The following is a 26,804-nucleotide window of genomic DNA, read 5'->3' on the forward strand; positions in this document are numbered from 1 at the left end:
CCACATGGGGCGGGGGGATCAAAGGCTGGGGCAAGGTTACGAGGTCCGGACTCCTAGGCACTCCGGACCTCGGGACTTTCAAGATTGAACGTGATTTCGCGCCGCCGGCTTGATCAGCCGTGCGGCGCGAAGTCGTTTTGTGGGCGTTTCTTAACGCGTCTGCGGCTCGATCGTCACCGTGCAGTCGCCCTGCCCTTGCGTCGCCACCACGATGTTACCCGCGGGAGCACCGAGGGTGATCGGCGCGGACGAGCCGCCGCCGGGCATCTGGACAGTCACGCTCAGGGAATCAGTCCGCGCGGTCGAGCCTACGGTCGAGGGTTCTGCCTGGGCGACGTTGCCCGACGCATCACGCCGCATGATCTGGCAGTTCACATTACTGCCCCCGGCACTGCCCCCGGCGGCCGCCATGCTTGATGAGGTGCCCCCGCTCATTTGGGCGCGGGCTCGCGACGGATCGCGAGGCACCTGGCTGACGATGCGATGGGTCCGCGGCTCCACGATGATGACGTCGTCACCGGTTGAGAAATACTCGTAGTCTCGATACTCGGGCTCGATCGCGACGATCTCGGGCGGAAGCCTGTGAAGGCGCACGCGCGAGGGAATGGTCTCGCCGACCCGGATCGAGATGTTCAGATTACGCTCCGGCTCCGCCAGGCGTGCGCGGCTCACCGTTTCGGAGATCCGCACCTGCTTCTCGGACGTCACCTGGGTCTGCTGATTGACCTGCGTGTTGGTCTGGGTCGTCTGATTGGCTTGATTGGTCTGCGTGCCCGAGGTGGCAGGCGCGGTCTGCGCATTGTTGGTCGGGGCCGTCCGGTTTGTGTCGGTCGCGGTGGCCGGTCGGTTGTTCTGCTGCGCCGGCGGTTGCTGCTCGGCCGCATTGCGCGGCGGCTGGGTCTGGTTGCGCTCGTTCTGGTTGGCCGCCGTGCCCGGGCGCTCGTTCTGCTGGCCAGCCGAGCCGGACTTGGACTTCTCGGACTCCGCCGTTGATTTCTGCGGCGCGGACTTATCCTGCTTCGTCTCGGCGCTGCTCTTGCTGTCGCGTCCCGGCTTGGTGTTCTCGGCGTCGCGGTTGCGATCGCGCGAAGGCTCGCGGGATTCCTGGGCCTGATCTTTCGACTTCGGCTGGTTGCGCTCGGCAGAACTGGCCGGCTGGCGCTTGTCGTCACTCGCGTCCTGCCTGGCAGCGCCGCCCTTCTCCTCCCGGCCGGCGCCCTGCGATCTCTCCTGGGCGCCCTGCGCGCGCTCTTGAACACGCTCTTGAACGTGCTCTTGGGCGCCGCCGCGCTGCGGCGCAGCGCCTTTCGCCGGCTCCTCGGTCCGTCTCGGCTCGTCTCTACGCTCACCGGGCGCCTGGGCGTAGGCGATGCCGGAAGCAAGCATCAGTCCGATAGCTGCGGTCGATAACATCAAGTGTTTGCGCATGGTCCCTCTCCTCGGAAATTCGCAACAACAGACGCGAACGTTCTGCGGGTGCGAAGGTTCCTGATCAGGAACGAGGGCCGATCACGCGGTCACATCTCAGGCGGGTTTCACATCGGGTCCTTCAGCGTGAGCCGCGCCGTGAAGGTCACGCTGGTCTTGCCAACCAGCGCCATGCCTTCGACTTCGGCGCCGTCGGCGGAATAGTCGCCTGAAAAGCCGCAGGTCACTTCCCTGCCACCGAACGCGAGCGGCTTGCCAACCGCCTCGGTGTGCTGATTGACGGTCATGTCGCCGCGCCATTTCCCGTTCCGGAAGGTGTAGCTGCCGGTGTAATAGAAATAGCTGTCGCCGCCCATGATGCGGCCATCGCAGAGCACGACGACGCCTTTGGCCTGGCCGCGCTTGCCGTCGCGCATCTCAATCTCAAAGATGTAAAGGCCGTTGAGGACCTTCCTTGGGTTGCCGCCCTGCTCGGGCCCATCGCCGGCCGACATCGCTCATCTCCCGTTCAAACCGGCACATTCCGTTCGAGATCTTCAAGCCACGCCGCCGCGCTCGAATCTGACGGCGCGCGCCAGTCGCCGCGCGGCGACAATGAGCCGCCGGCCGAAACCTTGGGGCCGTTCGGCATCGCCGAGCGCTTGAACTGGCTGAAAGCGAAGAAGCGGCGCAGGAACACCTCCAGCCAGCGGCGGATCTCCTTGAGATCATAGGCCTTGCGCCTATCGGCCGGAAATGCCGGCGGCCATTCGCCCTCGGCAACGTCCTTCCAGGCCTGCAACGCCATGAACGCGATCTTGGACGGCCGCATGCCGAACCGGAGCGTGTAGAACAGGTTGAAATCCTGAAGCTCGTAGGGACCGACGGAGGCTTCCGTGCTTTGCGGCTTCTCGCCGGGCTCGACCGGAACCAGTTCAGGCGAGATTTCAGCAACCAGGATCGAGCCAAGCGTCCGATTGACGTCGTCGCTGAACTGCTTGGAGGCAATCACCCAGCGGATCAGATGCTGGATCAGCGTCTTCGGCACCCCGGCGTTGACGTTATAGTGCGCCATCTGGTCGCCGACGCCGTAAGTGCACCAGCCCAGCGCGAGCTCGGAGAGATCGCCGGTTCCGATGACGATGCCGCCATGATGGTTGGCAAGCCGGAACAGATAGTCCGTGCGCAGGCCCGCCTGCACGTTTTCGAATGTGACGTCGTAGACCTTCTCGCCCTTGCCGAAGGGATGGCCGATGTCCTTGAGCATCTGCGTCGCTGTGGTGCGAATGTCGAGCTCCTGCCAACTCGTCTGCAACGCCGTCATCAGCGCCAGCGCATTGGTCTTGCTCTCGCTGCCGGTGGCAAAGCCCGGCATGGTGTAGGCGAGAATGTTCTCGCGCGGCAGGCCGAGCAAATCGACCGCCTTGGCGGCGACGATCAGGGCGTGGGTGGAATCGAGCCCGCCCGATACGCCGATGACGACGCGCTTGGTGCCGGTCGCGCGCATGCGCTGGACGAGGCCCGCGACCTGAATGTTGTAGGCCTCATAGCAGTCCTGCTCGAGCAGGCTCTCGTCGCTTGGCACGAATGGAAAGCGCTCGACCTTGCGCAGGAAGCCGATATCGGCGGCCGGCGGCTTCAGGGCGAAGCCGACTTTCCGGAAGAAACCCTCGCGCTGCCGGCGATTGTCGTCGAACGTTCCCATCAGCGCGCGTTCCTGCCTGAGCAGGTCCAGATCGACATCAGCCAGCGTGATCTGGCCGCCCTGCCGGAACCGCTCGCCCTCGGCCAGCAGCACGCCGTATTCGTAGATCGAGGTCTGGCCGTCCCAGGCAAGATCGGTGGTCGATTCCCCTGCCCCGGCCGCGGAATAGACGTAGGCTGCGAGACAGCGCGCCGAGGTCGATTGGCACAAGAGCGCGCGCGAGCGGGCGCGGCCGATCGTGATCGGGCTGCCCGAGAGATTGATCAGCACGCTCGCGCCCGCGAGCGCGAGCTCGGAGGCTGGCGTCACCGGGATCCACATGTCCTCGCAGATCTCGACGCCGATGGTCAGGCCCGGAACGTCCTCGGCCGCAAACAGGAGGTCGACGCCGAACGGGGCATGCAGCCCGCCAAAGGCGACCATCTCTCCGACGATGCCGGCGCCGGAGGCGAAATGCCGTCCCTCATAGAATTCGCGATAGGTCGGCAGGTAGCTCTTGGGTACGACGCCGAGGACTTTGCCGCGATGGATGACGACCGCGCAATTGTAGATCCGATTGCCGAAGCGCAGCGGCGCGCCAACGATCAAAACGGTCATCAAGGACGAGGATGCCTCAACGATGGCCACAAGCCCGCGCTCGACAGCATCGAGCAGCGGATCCTGCTTCACCAGATCTTCGATCGCATAGCCGCACAGGCACAGCTCGGGAAACACGGCAACCGCCACCGACTGCGCGTGGCAGTCCTTCGCCGCCGCCAGAACCGCAGCCGCGTTTGCCGTGGGATCAGCCACATAAGAGGTGGTGACGCAGGCCGCCACGCGCGCAAATCCGTGGGCATAGATCGAGTGGAAACTCATCGAGCACAGTCCCTTTGTCTCGTCGCGACCGGCCTCCGCCAGCTCTGGACTCCATTTAACCCATCGACATGGCCCCGTGCAGGCCATTCAACGGCATGCATAACGGATTTGCAGCTTCGCTGCCCGGCGCCGCGACCCTTTGGGGGGCAGTGTCAGGCTCTGCGCGCCAGCGCGCCGGGCAAGTCGTCGCGCAGCCACTCGGCGATCCGGAGCCAGGCATGGGCGTGGGTCCGCGCGCCCATGAACAGGCCAAGATGGTTGGTGGGCTCGGAGGTCGCCGCAATGAAGGCCGGTGGGGTGCCGAGCAAGCCGGCGGTGGCGAGCGCCTGCGCAGCCGGCACGACGTCGTCATCGAGCCCGGCCAAAAGAAAGACCGGCGCCTTGACGTCCTTCAGATCAATCACGCGGCCGAGTGCCGTGAACTGGCCGCGCGCGATCCGGTTCTCCCGGAAAATCCAATTGACGATCTCGAGATAATAGGTGCCGGGCAGATTGAGAGGCTCGGCGTTCCAGCGCTCGAACCGTGCCAGCAGCGCCGCACCCTCCTCGCCGGAGAGGTCGCTCTGCAGCGCCGTCGCGATATCGTTGCGGCTAGGCGCCTTCGACCAGACACGCAGCATCTCCTCGCCGCTGACATTGCCGCCCCCGCGCGCGACGAGCTGGTCGTAAACCATCTCCGGCGCGTTGCGGGCGAGCTGCGACAGCCTGGAGTCGATCGAGAGGTCGACGGGCGCGCCTGCTAGCACCAGCCGCCTCACCTTCGCGGGAAAGCGCGCCGCATAGAGCATCGACAGCCAGCCACCCTGGCACAGGCCGACGAGATCGACCGGCGCGCCGATCTCGTCGATGGCGACGTTGAGATCGCCGAGATAGCTGTCGATCGAGAGATAGCGCATGTCGGGTGCGGCCGAGCGCCAGTCGGTAAGATAGACCCGGTCGATGCCGCCATTTTGCAGGGATTGCACCACGCTGTGGCCGGGGGCGAAGTCGGCGATCAGGGCCCGGTGCAGCGCATAGGGCGCGCAGACCAGCGCCGGCTGGCCGGACCCCATCCGCGTGCAATCGCGCAGGCGCATGGTCGCAAGCTCCAGCGCGACGGAGTTGGGCGTGGTCCACGGCAGGCTGCTATCGGTCGGCTCCGGCGAGCCGCGCTCGAGCCATCCGAAGCAGGCGTCCATGGCAAGCCGAGCCGCTGCGAACGGCCACAGCAGCGGGTCATCCGGGACCGGGCCCGGTGCGCGCTGCTGTTTTCCGGTCTTCTCCGCCATGGCTATCTCACGGCGCTCACAGGAAGGCCTCGAAGCTGACGAGCGAAATACCGCGCTCCCGAAAACTCTGATGGGTCGCGGCCACCGAGCCGTCGAGATCGATGCCGCGGCAGGCGTCCTCGATGACGGCGACCTCGAACCCCGCCTTGCGCGCATCCTCCGCCGAGAAGCGGACGCAGTAGTCGAACGCGAGGCCGGCCACGAAGACCGTTTTCAGCTCGCGTTCGCGCAAATATCCGAGCAGGCCGGTCGGCGTCTTCCTGTCGTTCTCGAACAGCGCCGAATAGGAATCGATGCCGCGCCGAAACCCCTTCCGCACCACCAGACTTGCGCGAGCGGCGTCGAGATCGCGGTGAAATTCAGCGCCCGCCGTGCCTTGGACGCAATGGCTCGGCCAGAGCACCTGGACGCCATAGTCAAGCACGATGGTCTGGAACGGCTGTTTGCCCGCATGGTTCGGGGCAAAAGAGACATGATCGCGGGGATGCCAGTCCTGGGTCAGCACCACATTGGCGAATTTTTGGGCGATCCGATTGACGGCGGGGACGACTTTCTCGCCGCCGGGCACCGCGAGCGCCCCGCCCGTGCAAAAATCGTTCTGCACGTCGATGACCAGCAACACGTCCCGGTCGGAAATCTTCATCGCAAGGTCCATTACAGGCCATCCCGCGCGACCGGCGCCGAACGCACGTCTCCAGTGTCGATCTTCCCGCGCTGCTTCGCAACCACCCGCAGGTGCGGCCATCTGCGCAAATGCTCCCCGTCGGTCCCGGGATGCAACGGTTTGGGCTCATGCGTGTTGACTAGATCCACCCGGGGACGGATTCTGATAAGCCGTTCGCATCTTGCGATCGGATAGAGTGGAGGAAGCGGTTCCCGCAGCCAAAAGGGCTGCGGCAGCCATATGCACATGACCATCGGCAAGACAGGACAGATTCTTCTCGCCGATATCGGCGGCACTAATGCGCGCTTCGCGCTCAGTCAGGGCAACCAGACCGGACCGATCGACTACGTCAAAGTGGCAGACTTTCCGACCGTCCGGGAAGCCATTGCCGATGTTCTCGCGCGTCACTCCGACGGCAAACCGCCCCCAAGGGCCGTGCTGGCCGTCGCGGGCCCGGTGACCAACAACCGCTGCGTCATGACCAACAGCCCGTGGGTCATCGACGGCAACGAGCTCCAGCCGGCCCTCGGCTTCGACAGCGTCCATGTTCTCAACGATTTCGAAGTGGTGGCCTGGTCCCTCCCCGCCCTGCAGCCCGCCGACCTGATCCCGCTCGGCGGACGAGATGGCCTTCCCGGAGAGCCGTTGCTGGTGGTTGGCCCTGGAACTGGCTTTGGCGTTTCCTGCCTGGTCGAGCGCCACGGCTCACGTCTGGCCGTCGTCACCGAGGCCGGCCACGCCACCTTGCCGGCGGAGGACGAGCGCGAGGAACGCGTGATCGCGTGCATGCGCGGACGGCTCGGCCACGTCTCCATCGAGCGTGGCGCGTTGTCCGGTTCCGGCCTGCAAAGCCTCTACGAGGCGCTGGCCGAGGTGGAAGGCGCTCAGGTGCCGCATCGCGATGCCGCCGCCATTACGAAGGCGGCGTTGGAGGGCAGTTGCGAGCTCTGCCGCGCGACGCTGGAGATGTTTTGCGCCATCCTCGGCTCGGTCGCGGGCAATCTCGCGGTGACCTTCGGTGCCCGCGGCGGCGTGTATATCGCCGGCGGAATCGTGCCGCGCTTTCCCGAGTTCCTTGCGGCCTCCGCATTCCGGGCGCGCTTCGAAGCCAAAGGACGCTTCCAGGATTATCTGCGCAACATCCCGACCAGGCTCGTCACGAAACCTGATGCGAGTTTCCTCGGCCTGACGATGTTTGCGGAGCACAACCAGCCTTAACGGCGCGCGTCTCCGTTCGCGCGAGTTCCAGTAATCCACAGCTGATTAACGAGCACGCGCGCCCGAAGCGGGATCATGCTTGCGCGCACGTCTCGGATGAGAAACAATCCTGGCTTGTGTGTGGCGTAGTTGCGGGGGCGTGACATGCGTAAGCAGGATTTGGGTTTCGACTATCACCGCTATCACCGCCTGCTGCTCGAGGCGGACGACGAGGGCAAGCGGCTGGCGCTGATCGAGCTCTTGATCGAGGAAAAGGCGCGCGACCGCCTCGCCGCCCAGCGCGCGTCGGACCGCGCCGCCATGACAGCCCACACCATCGCTACGGTGCTGAAGAACGGGCGCCACTGAAACGAGTGATCGCGCTCCAGTGCCTGAAAATGCGGGATCGATTGCGATTTCGTTAACGATCCATCGAAAGCTCGCGTCAAACTTTTTGCTGTAGGAGTTCCCTTACCTGATCCAATTCAGGGGCAACAAAGGGGGGAATGAACATGAGCATGATTTCGATCGCCGCGATGCCGGCCACCATCGAAACGCGTTTGGCCGACTCTTCGTTCAAGACCATCTTGCTGTTTTGCTGCACGGGCCTGGTCGCCTCGTTCGGCCTGATGGCGCGCGGCATCGATCTCGGCGCCGGCCTGATGTGAGACCGCGACGAATTCCGTCGCGAATGGCCGCCGTGACGGGCGGCCATTTTTTGTTTTGGTCTCAGTGCGGCGTCTTCGCTACCGCTTCCGGGAACATCGAATCGATCATCGCCTTGAGCTGATCGATCGAAATCGGCTTGCGCAGGATCGGCCGGCGCCGAAGCAAGGATGGCAGCAGCTCCGGACCGTAGCCCGTCGCGAACAGAAACGGCTTGCCGCGGCGCTCGATCAGGTCGGCGACCGGATCGACGTAGAGGCCCTTGAGATTGATGTCGAGGATCGCAAGATCGTACTGCGCGGTCATGGCGAAAGCACTGGCGTCCCGGACATTGTCCGCTTCCGCGGCGACGTGGTGGCCGAGTTCCTCCACCATGTCCGCCATCATCATCCGGATCAACGTCTCGTCTTCGACCAGGAAAACGGAGAGTCCGTCCGCCATATCAACCCCGCAATCAGCTTCCGAAGCTAATCATAACCGAATCGCGAAGAGGATTCACGACTTCGTGGCGGGGGCCGTTAATTCAAACGCGCCCGATCCGATTCAACTTGATCAATCCAGTCCTCGTTCGTGGCTGAGCCGCACCATCTCCTGTACGAAGACCTGCTTCTGCTTGTCATCGAGGCTCGAATAGAGGGGCTCGGCGGCGTCGGCGACATTGCGTTGGTCGGCAGCGCGGTCGATGAGGAATTGGGCCTCGTTGCGCATCTGCTCGACGATGTCGTCCGGCGGATCCCGCTTGGCGCGCGCAACCCGCAGGTTGAGCCGCTCGGCACCGTTATGCCCGAGGTAGTGCATGGCGCTCGAGAAGCCGTACCAGTGCTTCTCCTGGTCGGGCGTGAGGTTCAGTTCGGTCTTGATCCGCTCAATGTAAGAGTCGCTGTTGGTGACGATCTGGTCGGCGGTCAATTGCGGCGCGCCGGTCTGGGTGAGGACGGTGACATCCTTGTCCTGCGGCGCGTTCTTCGCCTCCTTGCTCGCCTTGGCGCCCTTGCCTGACTTGGCACTCTTGGCGTCCTTGTCCTTGCCGGCACCCTGCTTGGCGTCCTTGGCGGCGTCCTTGCTCGAGTCCTTGCTCGGATCTTTGGCGGCAGGCGCCTGATTGCCATTATTGCCAACGCCGAGCACGCCGGTGAAGACACCGACCACACCGCCGATCGCGCCGCCGAGCACGCCGCCGACAGGACCTGCCGCCTTGTTCCCCGCCGCCGCTCCTTCCTGAACCCCTTTGACCAGGCCTTGAGCGTTCGCCACCGCGGCTGCGCCGAGCAACATCACGAGAACGGACCCCAGCGCGAACCATCGTCGCAGGTTAAGCCGCGCGGGAGGCGCCGGGTTGATCATTCTGGTCTCCATCTCGATTTGTCGGGCTGTTGGGGGTGAGAACCCCTCGCCAGTCGCAACTCTATCGTTTTCACCGCTTCGAGGTCTAGCCGCAGCAAATGCTATCCACGCCCGAAAAGTGTTTGGCGCGAGGCGCTTATGCAGGCTTATTCGAAACTGCGGCGTATTTGCGCATGTATCGCCCGGGCGGACGGCGCAAAGTGTGCGTCGCAAAACGGCCGACCGTGGTTCATGGCCCGCGCACACCATCGAGCGCACTGCCGCGTTCCCGGACACAACGTTAGTTCTAGGCGCAAGCCGTTCGGCTTTCTCGACAGACGCCATCAATCATGATCTGATCGCGCTACCAATTTGCCTTCGAAGCCGACGGCATCAATAAGAAACGTCGAACAAGAAACTTTCAAAAAGAAAATCAAAAGTAGAACTCGGAAGAGTTCAGAGGAAACGCCAGAACAATAAAACACCCAAGCGAGGAAACGAGATGTCACGCAAGACACTGACGCGACGTCAATTTGTGGCTGCCACTGCAATGTCCTCCGCGGCGCTGATCACGGCGCCCTATGTCCGGGGCGCCTACGCCGCCGGCAAGCTCTCGATCGGCTTCTGGGACCACTGGGTGCCGGGCGCCAACAAGGCCTCCACCGATCTCGTCAACGAATGGGCGGCGAAGGAGAAGGTCGAGATCTCCATCGACTACATCACCAGCAACAACAAGAAGCTCGAACTGACCGTCGCCGCCGAGGCGCAGGCGAAATCCGGTCACGACATTCTCCAGATGCCGACCTGGTGGCCGCACGCCTATGCGGACCAGCTCGAGCCGGTCAGCGACATCATGGAGCCGATCATCAAGCAGAACGGCGAGGTGAACGGCACGACGAAATATCTCGGCCAGGCCGGCGGCAAATGGCTTGCCGTCCCTGCCACCGTCGGCAGCCAGATCAAGGGCCCCTGCTCGCGCATCGACCTGATGAAGAAGCATGCCGGCATCGACGTTCAGGAGATGTATCCGGCCGGTGGCGTGCCCAAGGACGAGAATTGGACGATGGACGCCTTTCTCAAGGCCGCCGAAGCCTGCAACAAGGCCGGCGTCCCGTTCGGGATCGGACTCGGCGAGACCACCGACAGCGTCGATACCGCTGGCGCGATCTTCCAGTCGTTCGGCGCCGAGCTCGTCAACGCCAAGGGCGACATCACCGTAAAGACTGACGCCGTGCGTCAGGCTCTCGAATTCTACAAGAAATTGATCGCGGTGCTTCCGGCGGATGCGGCCTCCTGGGATGATGCGTCCAACAACAAATGGCTGATCTCAGGCCGCGGTGCACTGATCCTGAATCCGCCGAGCTCATGGGCCGTCGCCAAACGCGACGCACCACAAGTCGCCGAGCAATGCTGGACGCACGGCATGCCGGCCGGTCCGAAGGGCCGTTTTGCACCCTTCCTGCCGTATTTCTGGGGCGTCTGGGCGTTCGGCAAGAACAAGGAAGCCGCCAAGAGCCTGCTGACCCATCTGTCGCAACCGTCATCGATCGAAAAGTTCGTCGCGGCGAGCGGCGGCTACGATCTCCCGGCTTTCGCGAACATGACGAAGCTGAAGACGTGGGCTGAGGAAGGGCCGCCGAAGGGCACGCTCTATAGCTATCCCGACCCACATGGCCGCCAGACGATGTCGATCGCGGCCTCGCCGGCGCCGCCGAAAATCGCACAGCAGATCTACTCCCAGGCGACGCTGACCAAACTGGTGCTGCGTTACGCACGGGGCGAGACCATCGAGCAGGCGCTCGCCTGGGCCGAGGGCGAGTGCGAAGGCTTCATGCGGAGCTGATGCCGGGCATGTGCCGTGGCGGTTCACGCGTTCGCGCGTGAGCCGTCCGGGATTCACCCTTTCCATCGCCTTCCAAGGGATGCCGACCGATGCGGGCGGCTTCCCTTTCTAACGTCCCGTAAGAAAGTCTGACCATGGCCGATGTCGTCGTTCAGCAAGCTCGCTCCGTCCGTGCCGCGAGCCCGCGCAAACGGGCGAGCCTCAAAAATGCACTCCGGCGGAAGTCGACGATGGCGTTCTTCCTGACGCTGCCGCTGATTCTCCTGATCGCGCTGTTCGTGCTCTATCCTGCCTTCTACTCGATGCATCTCGCCACGCTGAACAAGTCGATGCAGAAGTTCGTCGGCTTGAGCAATTTCACCTTCCTGTTCAAGCGCGACACCTTCTGGATGGTGGTGAGGCAATCCTGCATCTTCGCCCTCACCGCAGTGTTCTTCAAAGCGCTGATGGGCTTCATTGTCGCTCATTTCGTCCACAACCTTCCGGCCAAGGGCCAACGCAAGTGGCGCGGCATGCTGCTGGTGCCCTGGGTGATCCCGCCGGCGATGAGCACCCTGGCCTGGTTGTGGCTGTTCGATCCCTCCTACAGCGCCTTCAACTACACGCTGTCGTTCTTCGGTGTCGGCCCCATCCCTTGGCTTGGCGACACCTTCTGGGCCCGTTTCTCCGTCATTCTCGTCAACGTCTGGTACGGCGCTCCGTTCTTCATGATCATGTATCTGGCCGCGCTTAAATCGGTGCCAGACCAGCTCTACGAGGCTGCCGCCATCGACGGCGCCAATTGGTGGCAGAAGATCTGGCACATCACCCTGCCGATGATGCGCAACATCATCGCCATCACGACGCTGTTCTCGTTGATCGTCACCTTCGCCAATTTCGACATCGTGCGCATCCTGACCTCGGGTGGCCCGTTGGATTCGACGCATCTGTTCGCCACCTGGGCCTTCCAGGTCGGAATCCAGAGCAGCGATATTCCGCTCGGCGCATGCGTCTCGCTGTTCATGGTACCGATCCTCGCAGTCGCGGCGATCTTCATCCTGCGCGATGTCAACAAACGTGGGAACGAAGCCTGATGAGCACGCTTGCAATCGACAAGGGCGGTCCCACGCGCAAGGTCAAGTACCGGAGCATGAGCCGGGATCGGACATGGGCTCTGCGCTGGTCCTACTTCTTCCTGGTGCTGTTCGCGATTTTTTCGCTCGTCCCGCCAATCTACATGCTGATCACCTCCCTCAAGAGCAGCGCGGAGATTTCGGCGGCCACCAATCCCTGGTGGGTATTTCATCCCACCCTGGCGAACTACGTCGAGCTGTTGACCTCGAACCAGTTTTTGCGCTTCTTCTGGAATTCGGCGGTCGTCTCCATCGTCGTTGTGTGCGTCACCATGTTGATCAGCATTCCTGCGGCCTTCGCGCTGGCAAGGATGAAGTTCTGGGGCTCGACGACGCTCGCGACCGGTGTCTTTCTGACCTACCTGGTCCCGGACAGCCTGTTGTTCATTCCGCTGTTCAAGATGCTCGCAGCGGTCCAGGACATCACCGGCATCACGCTCCTCAACCGATGGTACGTGCTGCTGTTCATCTATCCGACGCTGACCGTGCCGTTCTGCACCTGGATCATGATCGGTTATTTCGCCTCGATCCCGAAGGAGCTGGACGAGGCGGCTCTCATCGACGGCGCCTCATGGCTTCAAACCCTGACGCGGATTTTCATCCCCGTCGCACTGCCCGGCCTGATCGCGGCGACCATCTTTGCCTTCACCGTGTCCTGGGCGCAGTTCCTCTATCCCCTGGTGTTCACGACATCCATCGACCAGCTCGTGCTGCCGGTCGGCATCACCACCACGCTGATCAAGGGCGACGTCTTCAATTGGGGTCAGATCATGACCGGCGCGCTGCTGGGCGCGGCTCCGCCGCTGATCATCTACGCTTTCCTGATGGACTATTACATTGCCGGCCTGACCGCCGGCGCGACAAAGGGTTGATGTCTTATGGCTGAAGTTGCGTTGCGGAAGGTCGTCAAGCGTTACGATGAGGTCGAGGCGGTGCGTGGCATCGATCTCGACATCTCCGACCATGAGTTCATCGTGCTCGTCGGCCCCTCCGGCTGCGGCAAGTCGACGACGTTGCGGATGATCGCGGGACTCGAGGACATCACCGACGGCGACATCATGATCGGCGGGGACGTCGTCAACGACGTGCCGCCGAAGGACCGCGACATTGCGATGGTGTTTCAGAACTACGCGCTCTATCCGCACATGACCGTCGCGGAGAACATGTCGTTCGGGTTGCGGCTCAAGCACTATCCCAAAGCCGAGATCAAGGCGCGGGTGACCGAGGCCGCCCGCCTCCTCGACATCACCGACCTGATCGACCGCAAGCCGAAGCAGCTCTCCGGCGGTCAGCGCCAGCGCGTCGCCATGGGGCGGGCGATCGTGCGCAACCCAAAAGTCTTCCTGTTCGACGAGCCGCTGTCCAATCTCGACGCCAAGCTGCGCGTGCAGATGCGGATCGAGATCAAGAAGGTGCACCAGAAGGTGCGTACCACGACGGTCTACGTCACCCACGACCAGGTCGAGGCGATGACGCTGGCGGATCGCGTGGTGGTGATGAACAAGGGTCGCATCGAGCAGATCGGCACCCCGAACGAGCTCTACCACAAGCCGGCGACGCGCTTCGTCGCGGGCTTCATCGGCTCGCCGGCGATGAACTTCATTCCGTGCCGGCTCGAGGACGTCGGCGGCAAGCTCAACATCCGCCTGACGGACCGCATCTCGTTCCCGTTGCCGCCGGCCCGCGCCGCCCGTTACAGCGCGCTGCCCCGAGCCGAAAACCTGTTGCTCGGCATCCGTCCCGAACATCTCACGGAATCGCATGCGCATCTGGAGCCGGGTGTCGAGACCTTCGACACCGTGCTTGATGTCACCGAGCCCATGGGAATGGAGACGCTGGTCTATTTCGGCCTGGAAGGCACGCCAATTTGCGGCCGTGTCGATCCCAATGCGGGCGCCAAGGACGGCGGCCCCATGCGTTTGGCGATGGACCTCAACAATATGCACCTGCTAAACGAGGCGACCGGCGTCGTATTGTGACGACCGGGCAGGAAACTCGCGCAGGTAGGGACGATGTCGACCAACAAGAAGAAAATCTTTGTCACGCAAACTTTGTCGCAAGGGGCGCGCGCCCTCCTCACCCAGCGAGATGACATCGAGCTCATCGAGTTTCCGAACCTGATCTCCGCTAGGGATTTCGAGGCCTTGCTGAAGAGCCACGCGCCGGTCCATGGCGTGGCGCTCGGCGCCACCGCTTTCGGCGAGACCGAGCTCGAAGCCTCAAAGGATATGAAGGTGGTGACCCGGATCGGCGTCGGCTACGACGCCGTCGACGTTCCCGCCCTCTCCCGCCGCAAGGTGCCGCTGATGGTCGCGGGCAGCGCGAACTCGCCCTCCGTCGCCGAGCAGGCGCTGTTCATGATGCTGACACTGGCCAAACGCGCGCAGGAGATGCACGCCTGCGTCAAGGACGGCAAATGGGCCGACCGCCTCGGCATGCTGCCGTTCGATCTCTACGGCAAGACCGTCCTCATCATCGGCTTCGGCCGCATCGGCACCCGCACCGCCAAGCGCTGCCTGGCGATGGACATGAATGTGCAGGTCTATGATCCCTACAAGGGAGTCGCAGAGATCAAGGCGGCAGGCTGCGAGCCGGTCGCCGATCTCGATGCCGCGCTGCCACACGCCGATTTCGTCACCATCCACTGCCCGAAGACGCCGGAGACTGTCGGCCTGTTCGACGCGGCGCGGATCGGACGGATGAAGCCGAAATCCTACCTCATCAACACCGCGCGCGGCGGCATCGTGAAGGAGGCGGCGCTGTACGACGCACTGGTCTCGGGCAAGCTCGCCGGTGCCGGCATCGACGTGTTCGAGGTCGAGCCGCCGCCGGTCAGCAACGCGCTGTTCGCGCTGCCCAACGTCATCATGGCCCCGCATGTTGCGGGCGTCACGGTCGAGGCGGTGAGCCGGATGAGCGAGCAGACCGCGCGAAACATTCTGAGTGTGCTGGACGGCGATCCCATCCGGCAGAACATCATCAATCAGGATGTCCTGGGCTGAGTATTTCCAGGGCGGCCCGGCCGCCCCCCGCCTTCGGAACGCCAGAATGAGTCCCATTTTGGTGCAGATCGAGCCCTCACTCAGCCTTAATCAAACCCGCATAATAGGTCCGGCCGCGGCGGCAATGGGACAGACTTGCCGGCCGCGTCGAGCTGGAGGATGGACCCTTGTCAGAGATCGACCCGACCGACCACGCGTTGGCGACCATCGCCAGCATCCTGGAGCACCCTGAACCCGTCCTCGTCGTGCGCGAGACCGAGACCGTGCGCGAGACCGAAACCGTGACCGTGACCGAAATGGTGGTTGCTGGTGAGCACGGGGTCGCCGACGAGCACCCGTTAGTCGACGAGCACCCGATGGTCGATGAGCATCCGGTCGTCGAGGAGCAGCCGCTGGTGCCGGAGCACACCGATGCCGACGGCTACAGCAAGGTCGGGCCCGGGCCGATGGTGGCGATCCGTCTGAAATGGACAGTCCATCGCGGCGATGACGGCCAGTTCTACGTCCACGAGACCATCGGCGAGCAGTCCGTGCCCGTGGTCAGCGGCCCGATGACCGGCGAAGCCGCAGTGCATTTCGTCGACGCGCACGAGGACGAGGCACATCGGCGCTTCGAAGAGCTGCGCAGCGAGATCGCCGGCCGCAGCTCGCTCGCCGATTACGAGCGCAAGGGCGAAGCCTAGCGCGCTTTCGCCGGTTCGGCCTATCGTCGCCCAAGGTAATCCTTCTTCACGAGCTCGACGCCTGCGTGCCGCAACAGGTCGTAGGCTGTCGTGACGTGAAAGAAGAACTGCGGGACGCTGAAGGTCAGCAGCAGCGTCCGCCCGGTGAAGGGCAACTCGGTCCCGTTCTTCAGCCTGAAGAAGACATTCCGTTCCGCCGCAGCATTGATCTCCGCGCGCGGCAGGCCTTCGATGAACTCGATTGACGTCGCGATGCGGGCCTGGAGTCCGGCCATGTCGTGCTCCAGCATCGGCAGCATCACCGGCTCGCGGTCGGCCAGCAAGGCCGCGGCGACCGTGGCATGGCGGCAGGCCTCGCCGATCTGTTGCGCCAGATCGTACATGTCGGGCGCAATGCGCATGCCGAGCAGGACGGCCGGATTGAACTTCCGGGCTTCGGCATAGGCTACGCCCTTGTCGAGCAGTGCGGACAGATTGTGCAGATACGGCACGAAGACGCCGACCGAGGCGTCATGCATCGAGATCGTCACTTCAGAATTCCCTTCAATTCCGCCTCGCCAGCGACGGGCATCTGGTCTAAATCCAAGGCTCAAGACAGGCATCGAGAGCTGCACAATGACAGCTCGGGGATGGGTGGAAAAGAGATGATCGTTCGAATGACCAGTCGAATTTTGGCGACTTTGGCCGTGGTCCTGCTGGCAAACCTTTCGGCGCACGGACAGCAGGCGACGCCGTCCCGCCTCGACGAGATCGTCAATCGCGGCACTTTGCGCGTCGGCATGACCGGCGACTACAAGCCCTTCACCTATCTCGACAAGACGACGCAGCAATTCAAGGGCTTCGACGTCGACATGGCGGAGGCGCTCGGCAAGGCGCTCGGCGTCAAGGTTGAATTCGTGCCGACGGCATGGCCGAAGCTGATGAAGGATTTCGAGGCCGACCAGTTCGACATCGCCATGGGCGGCGTCTCGGTCACGCTCGACCGGCAGAAGAAGGGTTTCTTCTCCACGCCGATCATGCGCGAGGGCAAGACGCCGATCGCGCGCTGTGCCGATGTCGGCAAATACCAGAGCATCACCGACATCGACAAGAAGGGCACCCGCGTGATCGTCAATCCCGGCGGCACCAACGAGCGCTTCGCGCGTGCCAACATCAAGGAAGCCGACATCACCGTCTTCCCGGACAATACCGTGATCTTCGACGAGATCGCCAAGGGTAATGCCGACCTGATGATGACGGACGCCTCCGAGACGCGCTACCAGCAGAAGCAGCATCAAGGCGTGCTCTGCGCGGTGCACCCCGACAAGCCGTTCGACTTCTCCGAGAAGGCCTATTGGCTCCAGCGCGACATGGCGCTGAAGGCGTTCGTCGACCAATGGCTGCACATTTCCATGCAGGACGGCAGCTACAAGAAGATCTACGCCGCCTGGTTCGATTAGGGACCGCGTCCTCCTGTCGCTTGCCCCGGCCAAACTTTGGACCGGCTGCGGTGTTATTGAACCCGAAACCGCCGGACCACGACTCATACGGTGACAGTGATCTAGATCACTTTTTGCGATCGAACCGGGGCGTAAGCGTCGGTCCGGGGACCACCTGTTTCAGGAGACGCGAAATGAGGAAGCTGTTGGCCACGGCCGCATTCCTTCTGGCGAGCACCGCTGCGCAGGCGCAGTACACCTTCGACTATGGCGGGCGTACCATCCGCATCGATCCCGACCGCGGCACGGTGCAAATCCCCGGCGTCTACGACAACACCGGCCAGGGCAAAGCGAAGAAAACCAAGAACGATGCCAAGGGGGCTCCAAAAGCGGACCCGCAGGCACCGCAACAAGCCAAGGCTGACCCGCAGGTGCCCGCCAATCCGGCGCCGGCCCCGGCACCTGTCACGGCGCCGCCGGCGGCCGAGCAGGCCCCTGTCCAAGCTCCCGTGGCCGTCGCGCCTCCTGCCCCGCCGGCGCCTCCGGCCACCACGGCTAACAATGCTCCGGCCGGAGACGCGCTGGTGCCGCCGCCTCAGCCGGCCCCAATTGCTGCCCCGACGGTGGCCGCAGTACCGCCCGCACCGCCTCCACCACCTGCTCCGACGGTCGCAGCCGCGCCTCCGGCTCCGCCCCCCGTCCCGGCGCCTGCGCCTGCCCCCGTTCAGTCGGCTGCCGTCGCGCCGCCGGCTCCCGCAACCGCGCCCACGCGCGATCTCAATTCACCGCTCGGCGTCTGGCTCACTGAGGAGAAGGAAGGCAAGGTCCGGATCGAGCAATGCGGCAGCAATCTCTGCGGCTACTCGGTCGATTCGAAATCGAACCAGAATGGCGAGCAGGTTCTGATCAACATGAAGCCCGGCAAGGACCAGAACAAGGACCAGAAGTGGTCCGGCCGGATCCTCGATCCCAACTCCGGCTCGACCTACGATTCAACCATCGCGCTGAAGGGCACCGATCGCCTGCGCGTGCAGGGCTGCGCCTTCGGCGGCATGTTCTGCGGCGGCCAGACCTGGACGCGGGTGAACTGACTTCGTGGTGACACTCTGACCGAGACAAAGGGCCCGCAATGCGGGCCCTTCGCTTTCGCCCGCCAAATCGGCGACGTGCGCGAAATCACAGAGCCCGTCGCGCGCGTGATAGCCCTCACATCGCCGGTTCCGCGTCGATGTCACGATGCCCGCATGATCAACCCTAGGGGCGTGTCATGAACGGATTTCGTAAGGCTCTCTTCGCCACCATCATCGTCATCGCGTTGCCGGCCGCGCAGGCAAGCGCCAGCACTTTCGACGGCGCATGGAATGTCCGTATTTCGTCGTCGAGCGAGACCTGCGGTAACGGCTCGACCGTCGCGATCGGTATCAACAACGGTCAGATCGCCTCGAGCAGCGCAATGGTGACGGCATCAGGCCGCGTCGCGGACGCGGGCAGCATCAACGTCACCTTGAGCACCGGCATCAAGCGTGCCGTCGGCTTCGGCCGGCTCAGCGGCACCTCCGGCTCCGGCACGTGGCGCGGCAGCATGTGCAAGGGCACGTGGACGGCGGAGCGGATGTAAGTGCTGTTGTCCCGGACGCGGTGCAGCGTGCAATGCCGCTCCGCAGAGCCGGGACCCAGCGTTCTTCGTGGGTCTCAAATCTCGGGGCCCCGGATGGGCGCCGCATCGCCTTGCGGCGACGCGTCTGGTCCGGAACACGAGACGCTAGCCGACCGCCGCCCCATACTCCGCGTCGGTCACCGGCTCCAACCAGGTCGAGAACACGCCGTCGAGCGCTTCCTGCATGGCGATGTGGGTCATGCCGTTGGTTGGCGACCCGCCGTGCCAGTGCAGCTCGCCCGGTGGAATCCAGACGGTGTCGCCGGGACGGATTTCGATGACGGGCCCGCCCTTGGTCTGGACCCGCCCGACCCCCGAAATCACATAGAGCGTCTGCCCGAGCGGATGGTGATGCCAGTTGGTGCGCGCGCCCGGCTCGAACGAGACGCGCGAGCAGTTCAGCCGCGCCGGCGCGGGCGCCATGATGACGGGGTCCTGCCAGACCGTGCCGGTGAAGTGTTCCCCGGGCGCACGACGGGTCGGCCGCGTGCCTGCAACAGTGATCTCCATTGGATTTACCTCACTTCTTTCCCGGTTACTTCTTGCTTGCGGCGTAGCGCGCCTTGGTCTCGGCGTTCATGGGATAGAGGCCCGGGAGCACCGCGCCATTGTTCACCTCGTTGACGATCCAGGCTTCCATCCGCTCCTGCTCGACACCCTCATTGAGCACGTGTTCGAGCATCGCCTGCGGGATCAGCACGCAGCCGTCCTGGTCGGCGACCACGATGTCGTTCGGGAACACCGCAACGCCGCCGCAACCGATCGGCTCGCCCCAGCCGACGAAGGTCAGACCGGCGACTGACGGCGGCGCGGCATAGCCGTCGCACCAGACCGGCAGGTTGGTGCCGAGCACGCCCTCGACGTCACGCACGACACCGTCGGTGACGAGTGCGGTGACGCCGCGCTTCATCATGCGCGCGCACAGGATGTCGCCGAAGATGCCGGCGTCGGTAATGCCCATGGCGTCGACCACGGCGATGCAGCCCTCCGGCATCGCCTCGATCGCGGTGCGGGTCGAGATCGGCGACGACCAGGATTCCGGCGTCGCCAGATCCTCGCGCGCCGGCACGAAGCGCAGCGTGAAGGCCGGTCCCACCAAGCGCGGCAGACCCGGGCGCAGCGGACGCGCGCCGCGCATCCAGATGTTGCGCAGGCCCTTCTTCAGCAGGACCGTGGTGATGGTGGCAGTGGTGATGCCGGCGAGGGTCTTGCGGGCTTCGGGGGACAGCGACATGGAAACAGACGAGCTCCGGATGGGCGGGAAAGAACGCGCGCATCTTGCGGGGTGCGGGCCTTGCGTCAAGGGCCTAGAGGATACCAATCATGCAGGGCCGCAGCGCTGTTATGCGTCGCGATAACAAGGCTTTATCGTCTCCCCCTGCATTAATTTATTGGACTTGCGGGCCCATTTACGCGAAGCAGGAACAAGCGGAGCTCAAGGCCGAGCCCGCGTATCTCCAGAAGCCCGATTTCGACAGCCCATGTCCGCGACGCTTCCCCCGCCCCGCCTTCTGCCCAGTGGCGACAGCGCCGTCACGGTCGAGTTCAGCCGTACCATCGACGACGACGCCAACCAGCGCGTGCTGGCGCTCGACAAGGCGCTCGCAGCAAGCCCGATCGATGGCCTCACCGAGTCCGTGCCGACTTATCGCTCGCTGCTGGTGCATTACGATCCCGGCAAGATCGGCTTCGATGCCCTTGGCGAAAAGCTGCTCGCGCTCGCCAGCCAGCCGCTGCCGCCGGCGACCAAAGCGCGCCGCTGGCGCATTCCCGTCGCCTATGGCGGCGAGCATGGCATCGACCTCGAGGACGTCGCGAAGGCGCTGAACACCACGCCCGACGACATCGTCGCGCGCCATGTCGCCGGCGACTATAAGGTCGCCATGATCGGCTTCACGCCGGGGTGGTCCTATCTCAGCGGGCTCGACAAATCCCTGCAGATGTCGCGGCGGCAGAATCCGCGGCTGTTGACGCCTGCCGGCACGATCTCGATCGGCGGCATCCAGGCCGGAATCCAGTGCCTGGCAGCGCCGAGCGGCTGGCACCTGCTCGGCCGCACGCCGGTGCGGACCTATCAGCTCCACCGCAATCCGACCTTCCTCACCGAACCCGGCGATCGCGTGACGTTTTTCGCCGTCGACCACAAGACGTTCGAGGAACAGGACCGCGCCGCCGAAGCCGGCGAGATCATTGCCGAGCAGGTGGTCGCATGAGCCGGCTCGTGATCGCCAGCATCGGGCCTGCAAGCACGGTCCAGGACGGCGGACGCCATGGAGCGCAGCGCTATGGCCTGACGGTCAGCGGCGCGATGGACCGCCTGTCGCTCGCGGCAGCGAACACGCTTGTCGGCAACGAACCGTTCGCAGCCGTTGTCGAGGTCGGCCCGTTCGGCGCCTCGTTCGCCGCGCGCGACGGTGCCGTGCGCGTCGCGATTTCAGGCGCGCCGCGCAATGCGGACATCTCCGGCAGCCCGGTCGCCATGGACACATCGGTGACGCTGAAGGACGGCGAGACGCTGACGCTGGGTTTTGCTCGCGGCGGGGCGTTCACTTATCTGGCGATCGAAAGCGGGATCAAGGGCGAGCCGGTGTTCGGCAGCCTTGCGGTCAACGCCCGTGCCGGTCTCGGCAGCCCCTACCCGCGCCCGCTGCAGGCCGGCGACGAATTCACCGTCGATGCCGCAAGCGGTGCACCGGACCTGCGCATCGAACTGCCGAAGCCATCGAGCGGTCCGATCCGCGTCCTGCTGGGACCGCAGGACGACGAGTTCGACGACGCCAACAAGGCGCTGTTCCTCGACAGCGAGTGGAAGATCTCGGCGACCTCCGATCGCATGGGCTACAGGCTTGAGGGCCCTGCGATCAAGCATCTGCATGGCCACAACATCGTCTCCGACGGCACGGTCAACGGCAGCATCCAGGTGCCCGGCAACGGCGCGCCGATCGCGCTGATGATGGATCGCGGCACCTCCGGCGGCTACCCGAAGATCGCGACCGTGATCACGGCCGATGTCGGCCGTCTCGCGCAAACCTCGGCAGGAACCGCGTTCCGCTTCAAGGCGGTCAGCATGGCTGAGGCGCAGGACGAGGCGAGAAAATTCGCGCAGCTGATCCGCAACCTGCCCGATCGCCTGCGCTCCGCCGACACCGTCGCGCTCAACATCGAAGCGCTCAGCGATGCCAACGTCGCGGGCTATGCTGTCAGTGCCATCGACGCCGGGACCTGGCAGGTTGCAGCCGAGCCGTAAACGACAAGACGACCAGAGACGGAGAGCACCCCATGAAGACGATCGATCTCAATTGCGATCTCGGCGAAGGTTTTGGCGCGTGGGAGATGGGCAACGATGCCGCCATGATCGACCTGGCGAGCTCGGTCAACGTCGCTTGCGGCTTCCACGCCGGCGATCCCGATATCATGCGCCGGACTGTCGAGCTGGCGAAGGCGCGCGGCGTCTCGGTCGGCGCGCATCCTGGCTATCGCGACCTGCACGGCTTCGGCCGCCATCCGATCGCGGGCCTGAAAGCCTCCGAGATCGAGAACCTCGTCGCCTACCAGATCGGCGCCCTGCAGGCGATCGCGACCGCGGCGGGCCACAAGGTCACGCATGTGAAGGCGCATGGCGCGCTCTCCAACGTCGCCTGCGAGGATGACATGACGGCGAAGGCGATCGCCGCCGGCATCAAGGCGGTCGACCCCAGCCTGATCTTCGTCGTGCTCGCCAATTCGAAGCTGGTGAAGGCCGGCGAAGCCGCCAATCTGCCGATGGTGCACGAGGTGTTCGCCGACCGCGCCTATGAGGACGATGGCAATCTCGTCTCGCGCAAGAAGCCGGGTGCGGTGCTGCACGACGCCAAGGCGATCGCCGACCGCGTGGTGCGTATGGTACAGGACGGCGCGGTGGTCTCGGTCACGGGCAAGGTCATCAAGATGCGCACCGACACGGTGTGCATCCACGGTGATACGCCGGGCGCCGTCGACATCGCGCGCGGTTTGCGGCAGGCCTTGAAGGATGCAGGGATCGAGGTCGCGCCGTTCAAGCGCGGGGCGTGATCAGAACGGGTGCACCGACAGCGTGCCGAACACGATCGCGGCGATAACCGCGAAGGCGCTGTACATCGCGGCATGATGCACGCTCGCCCCGGTCCGCCGCGAGAGCGAACGCGCGTAGAAGTGCAGCCGGGCTTCCGCCGATAGTTCGCGCATGGTCGATCTCCAACGCCCCATATGCGGGATTATGAGGGATCAACCGGGGTGGCGGGCAAGAGACCCGCGGAAATAGCGATGCGGGTTCTCTGAAAACCCCGCATCGCAGGAGCAAATTCTACCCGCCCGCAGGTTCCGAGAATCTTATTCGTTCAAATCCGAGCCAGTTGGAACCGGCTCGGATGACGGTGGGATGACAGCTAGTAGACGTCAGCCTGGAAGCGGCCCGTCTTCTTGAGCTCGGCGACAAAACTGACGGCTTCGTCGGTCGAACGCGCCCCGAACTGGGCGACGATATCGACCAGCGCGCGCTCGACGTCCTTGGCCATGCGCTTGGCATCGCCGCAGATGTAGAGATGCGCCCCCTCGGCAAGCCACGTCCATAGCTCGCGGCCGACCTCGCGCATGCGGTCCTGCACGTAGAACTTCTTCTCGCCGTCGCGCGACCAGGCCAGCGACATGCGCGTGAGCAGGCCCGAGGTCTTCATCGCGTTGAGCTCCTCCTGGTAGAAGAAGTCGCAATCGCTGCGCTGGTGGCCGAAGAACAGCCAGTTCTTGCCGGGCGCACCGGTCGCCTTGCGGTCGAACAGGAAGGCACGGAACGGCGCAATGCCGGTGCCGGGGCCGATCATGATGATCGGCGTCTTCGGATCCTGCGGCAGGCCGAAATTGTGCGCCTTCTGCACATAGACCTTGAGCTTCTCGCCCTCGGCGATGCGCTCGCCGAGGAAGGTCGAGGCGACGCCGATGCGCTTGCGTTTGCCGATCACGTAGCGCACGGAATCGACCGTCAGCGAAAGCTTCCCAGGCGTCGCATTGTGCGAGGACGAGATCGAATAGAGCCGCGGCTGCAGCGGCTCAAGCGCCTCGACGAAGGCTTCAGGATGCGGCCGCGTACCCGAAAACTTCTGCAGCGCAGCCATGACGTCGAGCGCGGCGGCGTCGCCATCGGGATCCTCGCCCTGCGCCAGTGCCCGTGCCCTCTCGCGCTGCGCGCCGCCGGTGATGAAGGAGAGCAGTTCGAACAGCGTGTCGGGCGCCGGCGAGAGCGAAACGTCGTCGATCAGCACCTCACGCAGCGTCTTGCCGTTGACCTTCGTCGTGTGGGAGGCACCGAGCAACGCGATGACCTGGTCGACGAGGCCGAGCTCGTTGCGGGCGAACACGCCAAAACTGTCACCGACGACATAGTCGAGCTTGCTCTCGGAAAGATCGAACTCGACGTGATAGGTTTCCTTCTCCGACTTTCCCTTGTTGAGAAGACGGCGCGACAGGAAGGTCGCCGCAACAGGATTGTCGCGCGAGCGGCCGGGCTCGGCGATCGTCACGGTCACGGCGGGGGCCGCCACCGCGTCGACCTTGTCGGACGCCTTGTCGCCAGCCTTGGCCGCCGGCGCCTTGTCCAGCTCTTCGTGCAGCGACTTCAGCATCCGCGCGGTTTCCTTGCCGCCGGGGACGCAGAGGTTGAGCCGCGCTTCACTGCGGCTCGCGATCGCCTCCGAATAGTCGTGGCAATTGTAGCCGCACTGCCCGCAATCCTGCTGCGCCATCGCCGCCATCATCTTGCGCCGCACGGGACGGCCTTCGGCGAGCTTCATCCGATCGGCGATCGGCATGGTCTGGTCGTGCCAAGGCGCTTCACCGTCGTCACCATCACCGGCTTGCATGACCGCGGCGCCCTGCTCGGCCGACAGCGGCGCGGCCGCGTCAGGCGACAGCAGCCCGGCAAAGAAGCCGTTCAGCCAGGAGCGCTGGGCGTCGGAGAACGGGGCGCTCGTGGGAATGATGTCGAGTTTCGGCGGAGGGCTGATCTGGTTCATGAAGACACCTCGGCATCGGCAAGCTTGCGCAGCGTCTCGCCGTCGTGGCGGCGCGCAAAGGACAGGAAGGTTTCGTCGGAAGACGAGCGATGGGCGATATAGGCCTTGAGCAGTCCTTCGACTGTCTTCGGCGCGTCCTCGGCCTTGAGGTCGTGATAGACCTCCTGCCCGACGTCGGCGTCAGGACCGAACCCGCCGCCGGTGAAGAGATGATAGCCCTCCACCGTGTCCTCCTCGTTGACAGGCACGCGCGCCCCGATCAGGCCGATGTCGCTGATGTAATGCTGGGCACAGGAATGGTGGCAGCCGGTGACGTGGATGTTGACCGGCTTGTCCATCTCGACGCGCGGCTCGCACCAGTCGCCGATCTCGGCGGCGTGGCGCTTGGTGTTGGAGGCGGCGAAGCGGCAACCGGCATTGCCGGTGCACGCGATCAGGCCGGCGCGGATGTGCGAAGCCTCGACCGCAAGCCCGATCTGCTTGATCGCCGCGATGGCAAGCTCGACATTCTCGTCGCGCACCCCTGATATCAGCAGGTTCTGCCAGACGGTCAGACGGATCTCGCCGTCGCCGAGGTCCCGCGCCACCTTGGCGAGGCCCCGCATTTGATCGCTGCTGATCTTGCCGAGCGTCAGCGACACGCCGATCCAGTTCAAGCCGTCCTGCTTCTGCTTGTGCACGCCGATATGCGCCATGCGGTCCGCGGCCGGCCGCGGCGCAAACGCCTCTTCCGGCACGCGCGTGAATGGTGTCTTCAACCGTTCCTCGACGATCTTGAGAAAGCCGTCATGGCCCATGGCGTCGAGCACGTATTTCAGCCGCGCCTTGTTGCGGTTGGTGCGGTCGCCGTGCTCGATGAACACGCGCACGATGGCGTCGGCAACGGCGGTGGCGTCTTCAGGCTTGACGACGATGCCGGAATATTTGGCAAAGTCCTTGTGGCCGGTGATGCCACCGAGGCCGAGGCGGAACCAGATCCCGGGCTCGACGCCGAAGCCGTCCTGCACCTCATATGCCGTGAAGGCGATATCATTGGTCTCCTCGAGCACGGCGATCCTGCCGGCGCCGTCGAAGGCGACGTTGAACTTGCGCGGCAAGCCATACAGCGAGCGATCGTTCAGGATGTGGTAGTGCCACTCGCGCGCATAAGGCCGCGTGTCGATCAGCTCCTGCGGGTCGATGCCCGCCGTCGGCGTTCCCGTCACGTTGCGGATGTTGTCGGCGCCGGAGCCGCGCGAGCACAGGCCTAAGTCCTGAATGCCTTCGATCAGCTTCACGGCGTTCTTCGGCGGGATCTCGCGAAGCTGCAGATTGGCGCGCGTCGTGACGTGGCTGTAGGGCCCGCACGTTTCATCGGCAAGATCGGCAAGGCCGGCCAGCTGCCAGTGCTTCATGATGCCGTTCGGAATGCGCAGACGGCACATGTAGGAGTCCTGCGTCGGCGCGACGTAGAAGATGCCGTAATAGCGCCAGCGGAAATTGTCCGCCGGACTCGGCGGCGTATTGTCGAGCGCCTGCTGGCGGAGACGCGGATAGGCATCGAAGGGATGCTCGTCGCGCTTGACCTTCTCCTGGTCGGCGAGCTTCTTGCCCGCGGCGATGAACTTGTCCTGCGCCTTGATGTGCACGGCATCGGGACCGGTCGGCTCGGCGTTCGCCTTGCCGGCGCCGCCGCCAAGACCGCGACCGACGCGACTGATCTGCAGACCGGTCGTGAAGCCTTCGAGGTAGCGTTTCTGGTCGTCGGTAAAGTCGACTGAGACGGTGTCGATTTTCATGGTCAGTAACGAAGCTCCTGCGGCCACCTGGGTGGTATCGACGGAAAGTGCACGACCCGCGAGGAGCTCGGCTGGCTCGAGAGCCGGCTGCGCACCCAACGGTCCGATCAGCTTCGTTGCTGGGGACTGGCGCAGCAGGCATCTGTGACAGGCTGGCCGCACTGCAACATTCAATTTGCGTGCCAGCTTTGATGAAATGA

28 protein-coding genes are annotated in these 26,804 nt (G+C 64.3%); 15 read left to right on the forward strand and 13 right to left on the reverse strand.

Going from position 1 to position 26,804, the window contains the following annotated elements; all coding sequences use genetic code 11:
• Nucleotides 1-150 precede the first annotated feature (150 nt).
• The 5 genes from GWG67_RS20260 to pncA form a co-directional block, all read right to left on the reverse strand.
• Nucleotides 151-1,428: a DUF1236 domain-containing protein gene (locus GWG67_RS20260; RefSeq protein ID WP_275171090.1), complete on the reverse strand. Its 1,278-nt coding sequence runs from the start codon at nt 1,426-1,428 to the stop codon at nt 151-153.
• A 107-nt stretch (nt 1,429-1,535) separates the two neighbouring features.
• A complete protein-coding gene (locus tag GWG67_RS20265) occupies nt 1,536-1,922 on the reverse strand; it encodes a GrlR family regulatory protein (protein WP_275171091.1) in 387 nt (128 codons plus the stop codon).
• 14 nt (nt 1,923-1,936) lie between these two features.
• The gene (locus tag GWG67_RS20270; protein WP_275171092.1) at nt 1,937-3,970 is read right to left on the reverse strand and encodes an NAD(+) synthase; all 2,034 of its coding nucleotides are present in this window, start codon (nt 3,968-3,970) and stop codon (nt 1,937-1,939) included.
• Nucleotides 3,971-4,122: 152 nt separating this feature from the next.
• Nucleotides 4,123-5,238: an alpha/beta fold hydrolase gene (locus GWG67_RS20275; protein WP_275171093.1), complete on the reverse strand. Its 1,116-nt coding sequence runs from the start codon at nt 5,236-5,238 to the stop codon at nt 4,123-4,125.
• A gap of 16 nt (nt 5,239-5,254) precedes the next feature.
• Nucleotides 5,255-5,893, reverse strand: a complete 639-nt coding sequence (gene pncA, locus GWG67_RS20280) for a bifunctional nicotinamidase/pyrazinamidase (RefSeq protein WP_275171094.1) — start codon at nt 5,891-5,893, stop codon at nt 5,255-5,257.
• Nucleotides 5,894-6,148: 255 nt separating this feature from the next.
• On the opposite strand from pncA, the gene glk reads away from it, so the two are divergent.
• The 3 genes from glk (at nt 6,149) to GWG67_RS20295 (ending at nt 7,767) form a co-directional block, all read left to right on the forward strand.
• Nucleotides 6,149-7,120: a glucokinase gene (gene glk, locus GWG67_RS20285; protein WP_275171095.1), complete on the forward strand. Its 972-nt coding sequence runs from the start codon at nt 6,149-6,151 to the stop codon at nt 7,118-7,120.
• 144 nt (nt 7,121-7,264) lie between these two features.
• Nucleotides 7,265-7,468: a hypothetical protein gene (locus GWG67_RS20290; RefSeq protein WP_018457896.1), complete on the forward strand. Its 204-nt coding sequence runs from the start codon at nt 7,265-7,267 to the stop codon at nt 7,466-7,468.
• A 143-nt stretch (nt 7,469-7,611) separates the two neighbouring features.
• Nucleotides 7,612-7,767, forward strand: a complete 156-nt coding sequence (locus GWG67_RS20295) for a hypothetical protein (protein WP_007590942.1) — start codon at nt 7,612-7,614, stop codon at nt 7,765-7,767.
• A gap of 61 nt (nt 7,768-7,828) precedes the next feature.
• Here GWG67_RS20295 and GWG67_RS20300 read toward each other — a convergent pair whose 3' ends face one another.
• Both GWG67_RS20300 and GWG67_RS20305 read right to left on the reverse strand, forming a co-directional pair.
• Nucleotides 7,829-8,206: a response regulator gene (locus GWG67_RS20300; RefSeq protein WP_275171096.1), complete on the reverse strand. Its 378-nt coding sequence runs from the start codon at nt 8,204-8,206 to the stop codon at nt 7,829-7,831.
• A 111-nt stretch (nt 8,207-8,317) separates the two neighbouring features.
• On the reverse strand, nt 8,318-9,109 hold the full coding sequence (locus GWG67_RS20305) for a Spy/CpxP family protein refolding chaperone (RefSeq protein ID WP_275171097.1): 792 nt from the start codon (nt 9,107-9,109) through the stop codon (nt 8,318-8,320).
• A gap of 481 nt (nt 9,110-9,590) precedes the next feature.
• On the opposite strand from GWG67_RS20305, the gene GWG67_RS20310 reads away from it, so the two are divergent.
• From GWG67_RS20310 to GWG67_RS20335, 6 genes are all read left to right on the forward strand, one after another.
• Complete coding sequence (locus tag GWG67_RS20310; protein ID WP_275171098.1) at nt 9,591-10,931, forward strand: ABC transporter substrate-binding protein; 1,341 nt, start codon at nt 9,591-9,593, stop codon at nt 10,929-10,931.
• A 134-nt stretch (nt 10,932-11,065) separates the two neighbouring features.
• Complete coding sequence (locus GWG67_RS20315; RefSeq protein ID WP_275171099.1) at nt 11,066-12,004, forward strand: carbohydrate ABC transporter permease; 939 nt, start codon at nt 11,066-11,068, stop codon at nt 12,002-12,004.
• The gene (locus GWG67_RS20320; protein ID WP_027517994.1) at nt 12,004-12,915 is read left to right on the forward strand and encodes a carbohydrate ABC transporter permease; all 912 of its coding nucleotides are present in this window, start codon (nt 12,004-12,006) and stop codon (nt 12,913-12,915) included. The genes GWG67_RS20315 and GWG67_RS20320 overlap by 1 nt, the downstream gene beginning before the upstream one ends.
• A 6-nt stretch (nt 12,916-12,921) precedes the next feature.
• The gene (locus tag GWG67_RS20325; RefSeq protein WP_275171100.1) at nt 12,922-14,022 is read left to right on the forward strand and encodes an ABC transporter ATP-binding protein; all 1,101 of its coding nucleotides are present in this window, start codon (nt 12,922-12,924) and stop codon (nt 14,020-14,022) included.
• A gap of 33 nt (nt 14,023-14,055) precedes the next feature.
• A complete protein-coding gene (locus GWG67_RS20330; RefSeq protein WP_275171101.1) occupies nt 14,056-15,045 on the forward strand; it encodes a hydroxyacid dehydrogenase in 990 nt (329 codons plus the stop codon).
• 167 nt (nt 15,046-15,212) lie between these two features.
• A complete protein-coding gene (locus GWG67_RS20335) occupies nt 15,213-15,728 on the forward strand; it encodes a hypothetical protein (RefSeq protein WP_275171102.1) in 516 nt (171 codons plus the stop codon).
• Nucleotides 15,729-15,748: 20 nt separating this feature from the next.
• On the opposite strand, the gene GWG67_RS20340 is transcribed toward GWG67_RS20335, so the two are convergent.
• Nucleotides 15,749-16,246, reverse strand: a complete 498-nt coding sequence (locus GWG67_RS20340) for a DUF1993 family protein (protein ID WP_275171383.1) — start codon at nt 16,244-16,246, stop codon at nt 15,749-15,751.
• A 138-nt stretch (nt 16,247-16,384) separates the two neighbouring features.
• Between GWG67_RS20340 and GWG67_RS20345 the strand changes: the two genes are divergently transcribed.
• The 3 genes from GWG67_RS20345 (at nt 16,385) to GWG67_RS20355 (ending at nt 18,764) form a co-directional block, all read left to right on the forward strand.
• Nucleotides 16,385-17,167 (forward strand): transporter substrate-binding domain-containing protein, encoded by a 783-nt coding sequence (locus GWG67_RS20345; RefSeq protein ID WP_275171103.1) that lies wholly within the window; start codon nt 16,385-16,387, stop codon nt 17,165-17,167.
• Nucleotides 17,168-17,340: 173 nt separating this feature from the next.
• Entirely contained in the window at nt 17,341-18,237 is an 897-nt protein-coding gene (locus GWG67_RS20350; protein WP_275171104.1) for a DUF2147 domain-containing protein, read from the forward strand.
• A 176-nt stretch (nt 18,238-18,413) separates the two neighbouring features.
• Complete coding sequence (locus GWG67_RS20355; protein WP_275171105.1) at nt 18,414-18,764, forward strand: hypothetical protein; 351 nt, start codon at nt 18,414-18,416, stop codon at nt 18,762-18,764.
• A 144-nt stretch (nt 18,765-18,908) separates the two neighbouring features.
• Here the strand turns inward: GWG67_RS20355 and GWG67_RS20360 are convergent, their stop codons facing one another.
• Both GWG67_RS20360 and GWG67_RS20365 read right to left on the reverse strand, forming a co-directional pair.
• Nucleotides 18,909-19,313 carry a cupin domain-containing protein gene (locus tag GWG67_RS20360; RefSeq protein WP_106944817.1) on the reverse strand — a complete coding sequence of 135 codons (405 nt, stop codon included), beginning with the start codon at nt 19,311-19,313 and terminating at the stop codon, nt 18,909-18,911.
• A gap of 25 nt (nt 19,314-19,338) precedes the next feature.
• On the reverse strand, nt 19,339-20,037 hold the full coding sequence (locus GWG67_RS20365) for a ribonuclease activity regulator RraA (RefSeq protein ID WP_007590912.1): 699 nt from the start codon (nt 20,035-20,037) through the stop codon (nt 19,339-19,341).
• Between the two features lie 247 nt (nt 20,038-20,284).
• Here GWG67_RS20365 and pxpB point away from each other — a divergent pair, with 247 nt between their 5' ends.
• Genes pxpB through GWG67_RS20380 form a run of 3 tightly spaced genes read left to right on the forward strand, consistent with a single transcriptional unit; the run spans nt 20,285 to nt 22,853 of the window.
• The gene (pxpB, locus tag GWG67_RS20370) at nt 20,285-21,016 is read left to right on the forward strand and encodes a 5-oxoprolinase subunit PxpB (RefSeq protein WP_275171106.1); all 732 of its coding nucleotides are present in this window, start codon (nt 20,285-20,287) and stop codon (nt 21,014-21,016) included.
• Nucleotides 21,013-22,050, forward strand: coding sequence for a biotin-dependent carboxyltransferase family protein (locus GWG67_RS20375; RefSeq protein ID WP_275171107.1), 1,038 nt, complete (start codon nt 21,013-21,015; stop codon nt 22,048-22,050). Before pxpB ends, GWG67_RS20375 begins: the two co-directional genes overlap by 4 nt.
• A gap of 32 nt (nt 22,051-22,082) precedes the next feature.
• Nucleotides 22,083-22,853 (forward strand): LamB/YcsF family protein, encoded by a 771-nt coding sequence (locus GWG67_RS20380; protein WP_275171108.1) that lies wholly within the window; start codon nt 22,083-22,085, stop codon nt 22,851-22,853.
• Here GWG67_RS20380 and GWG67_RS20385 read toward each other — a convergent pair whose 3' ends face one another.
• The 3 genes from GWG67_RS20385 to GWG67_RS20395 form a co-directional block, all read right to left on the reverse strand.
• Nucleotides 22,854-23,006 carry a hypothetical protein gene (locus tag GWG67_RS20385; RefSeq protein WP_007590908.1) on the reverse strand — a complete coding sequence of 51 codons (153 nt, stop codon included), beginning with the start codon at nt 23,004-23,006 and terminating at the stop codon, nt 22,854-22,856.
• Between the two features lie 200 nt (nt 23,007-23,206).
• Nucleotides 23,207-24,826, reverse strand: coding sequence for a sulfite reductase subunit alpha (locus GWG67_RS20390; protein WP_275171109.1), 1,620 nt, complete (start codon nt 24,824-24,826; stop codon nt 23,207-23,209).
• Entirely contained in the window at nt 24,823-26,604 is a 1,782-nt protein-coding gene (locus GWG67_RS20395) for a NirA family protein (RefSeq protein WP_275171110.1), read from the reverse strand. The genes GWG67_RS20390 and GWG67_RS20395 overlap by 4 nt, the downstream gene beginning before the upstream one ends.
• Between the last annotated feature and the right edge of the window lie 200 nt (nt 26,605-26,804).

Origin of the sequence: Bradyrhizobium sp. CSS354 (genome assembly GCF_029051725.1) — a bacterium.
Classification (GTDB): Bacteria; Pseudomonadota; Alphaproteobacteria; order Rhizobiales; family Xanthobacteraceae; genus Bradyrhizobium.

What these genes read in the sequence shown, in the direction of transcription:
- GWG67_RS20290 (WP_018457896.1), top strand. Translation starts at nt 7,265, where the DNA reads ATGCGTAAGCAGGATTTGGGTTTCGACTATCACCGCTATCACCGCCTG.
- GWG67_RS20270 (WP_275171092.1), bottom strand. Translation starts at nt 3,970, where the DNA reads ATGAGTTTCCACTCGATCTATGCCCACGGATTTGCGCGCGTGGCGGCC.
- pncA (WP_275171094.1), bottom strand. Translation starts at nt 5,893, where the DNA reads ATGGACCTTGCGATGAAGATTTCCGACCGGGACGTGTTGCTGGTCATC.
- GWG67_RS20315 (WP_275171099.1), top strand. Translation starts at nt 11,066, where the DNA reads ATGGCCGATGTCGTCGTTCAGCAAGCTCGCTCCGTCCGTGCCGCGAGC.
- GWG67_RS20265 (WP_275171091.1), bottom strand. Translation starts at nt 1,922, where the DNA reads ATGTCGGCCGGCGATGGGCCCGAGCAGGGCGGCAACCCAAGGAAGGTC.
- GWG67_RS20305 (WP_275171097.1), bottom strand. Translation starts at nt 9,109, where the DNA reads ATGATCAACCCGGCGCCTCCCGCGCGGCTTAACCTGCGACGATGGTTC.
- pxpB (WP_275171106.1), top strand. Translation starts at nt 20,285, where the DNA reads ATGTCCGCGACGCTTCCCCCGCCCCGCCTTCTGCCCAGTGGCGACAGC.
- GWG67_RS20295 (WP_007590942.1), top strand. Translation starts at nt 7,612, where the DNA reads ATGAGCATGATTTCGATCGCCGCGATGCCGGCCACCATCGAAACGCGT.
- GWG67_RS20260 (WP_275171090.1), bottom strand. Translation starts at nt 1,428, where the DNA reads ATGCGCAAACACTTGATGTTATCGACCGCAGCTATCGGACTGATGCTT.
- GWG67_RS20390 (WP_275171109.1), bottom strand. Translation starts at nt 24,826, where the DNA reads ATGAACCAGATCAGCCCTCCGCCGAAACTCGACATCATTCCCACGAGC.
- GWG67_RS20355 (WP_275171105.1), top strand. Translation starts at nt 18,414, where the DNA reads ATGAACGGATTTCGTAAGGCTCTCTTCGCCACCATCATCGTCATCGCG.
- glk (WP_275171095.1), top strand. Translation starts at nt 6,149, where the DNA reads ATGACCATCGGCAAGACAGGACAGATTCTTCTCGCCGATATCGGCGGC.
- GWG67_RS20385 (WP_007590908.1), bottom strand. Translation starts at nt 23,006, where the DNA reads ATGCGCGAACTATCGGCGGAAGCCCGGCTGCACTTCTACGCGCGTTCG.
- GWG67_RS20395 (WP_275171110.1), bottom strand. Translation starts at nt 26,604, where the DNA reads ATGAAAATCGACACCGTCTCAGTCGACTTTACCGACGACCAGAAACGC.
- GWG67_RS20330 (WP_275171101.1), top strand. Translation starts at nt 14,056, where the DNA reads ATGTCGACCAACAAGAAGAAAATCTTTGTCACGCAAACTTTGTCGCAA.
- GWG67_RS20320 (WP_027517994.1), top strand. Translation starts at nt 12,004, where the DNA reads ATGAGCACGCTTGCAATCGACAAGGGCGGTCCCACGCGCAAGGTCAAG.
- GWG67_RS20310 (WP_275171098.1), top strand. Translation starts at nt 9,591, where the DNA reads ATGTCACGCAAGACACTGACGCGACGTCAATTTGTGGCTGCCACTGCA.
- GWG67_RS20275 (WP_275171093.1), bottom strand. Translation starts at nt 5,238, where the DNA reads ATGGCGGAGAAGACCGGAAAACAGCAGCGCGCACCGGGCCCGGTCCCG.
- GWG67_RS20380 (WP_275171108.1), top strand. Translation starts at nt 22,083, where the DNA reads ATGAAGACGATCGATCTCAATTGCGATCTCGGCGAAGGTTTTGGCGCG.
- GWG67_RS20345 (WP_275171103.1), top strand. Translation starts at nt 16,385, where the DNA reads ATGACCAGTCGAATTTTGGCGACTTTGGCCGTGGTCCTGCTGGCAAAC.
- GWG67_RS20340 (WP_275171383.1), bottom strand. Translation starts at nt 16,246, where the DNA reads ATGCATGACGCCTCGGTCGGCGTCTTCGTGCCGTATCTGCACAATCTG.
- GWG67_RS20300 (WP_275171096.1), bottom strand. Translation starts at nt 8,206, where the DNA reads ATGGCGGACGGACTCTCCGTTTTCCTGGTCGAAGACGAGACGTTGATC.
- GWG67_RS20350 (WP_275171104.1), top strand. Translation starts at nt 17,341, where the DNA reads ATGAGGAAGCTGTTGGCCACGGCCGCATTCCTTCTGGCGAGCACCGCT.
- GWG67_RS20365 (WP_007590912.1), bottom strand. Translation starts at nt 20,037, where the DNA reads ATGTCGCTGTCCCCCGAAGCCCGCAAGACCCTCGCCGGCATCACCACT.
- GWG67_RS20375 (WP_275171107.1), top strand. Translation starts at nt 21,013, where the DNA reads ATGAGCCGGCTCGTGATCGCCAGCATCGGGCCTGCAAGCACGGTCCAG.
- GWG67_RS20325 (WP_275171100.1), top strand. Translation starts at nt 12,922, where the DNA reads ATGGCTGAAGTTGCGTTGCGGAAGGTCGTCAAGCGTTACGATGAGGTC.
- GWG67_RS20360 (WP_106944817.1), bottom strand. Translation starts at nt 19,313, where the DNA reads ATGGAGATCACTGTTGCAGGCACGCGGCCGACCCGTCGTGCGCCCGGG.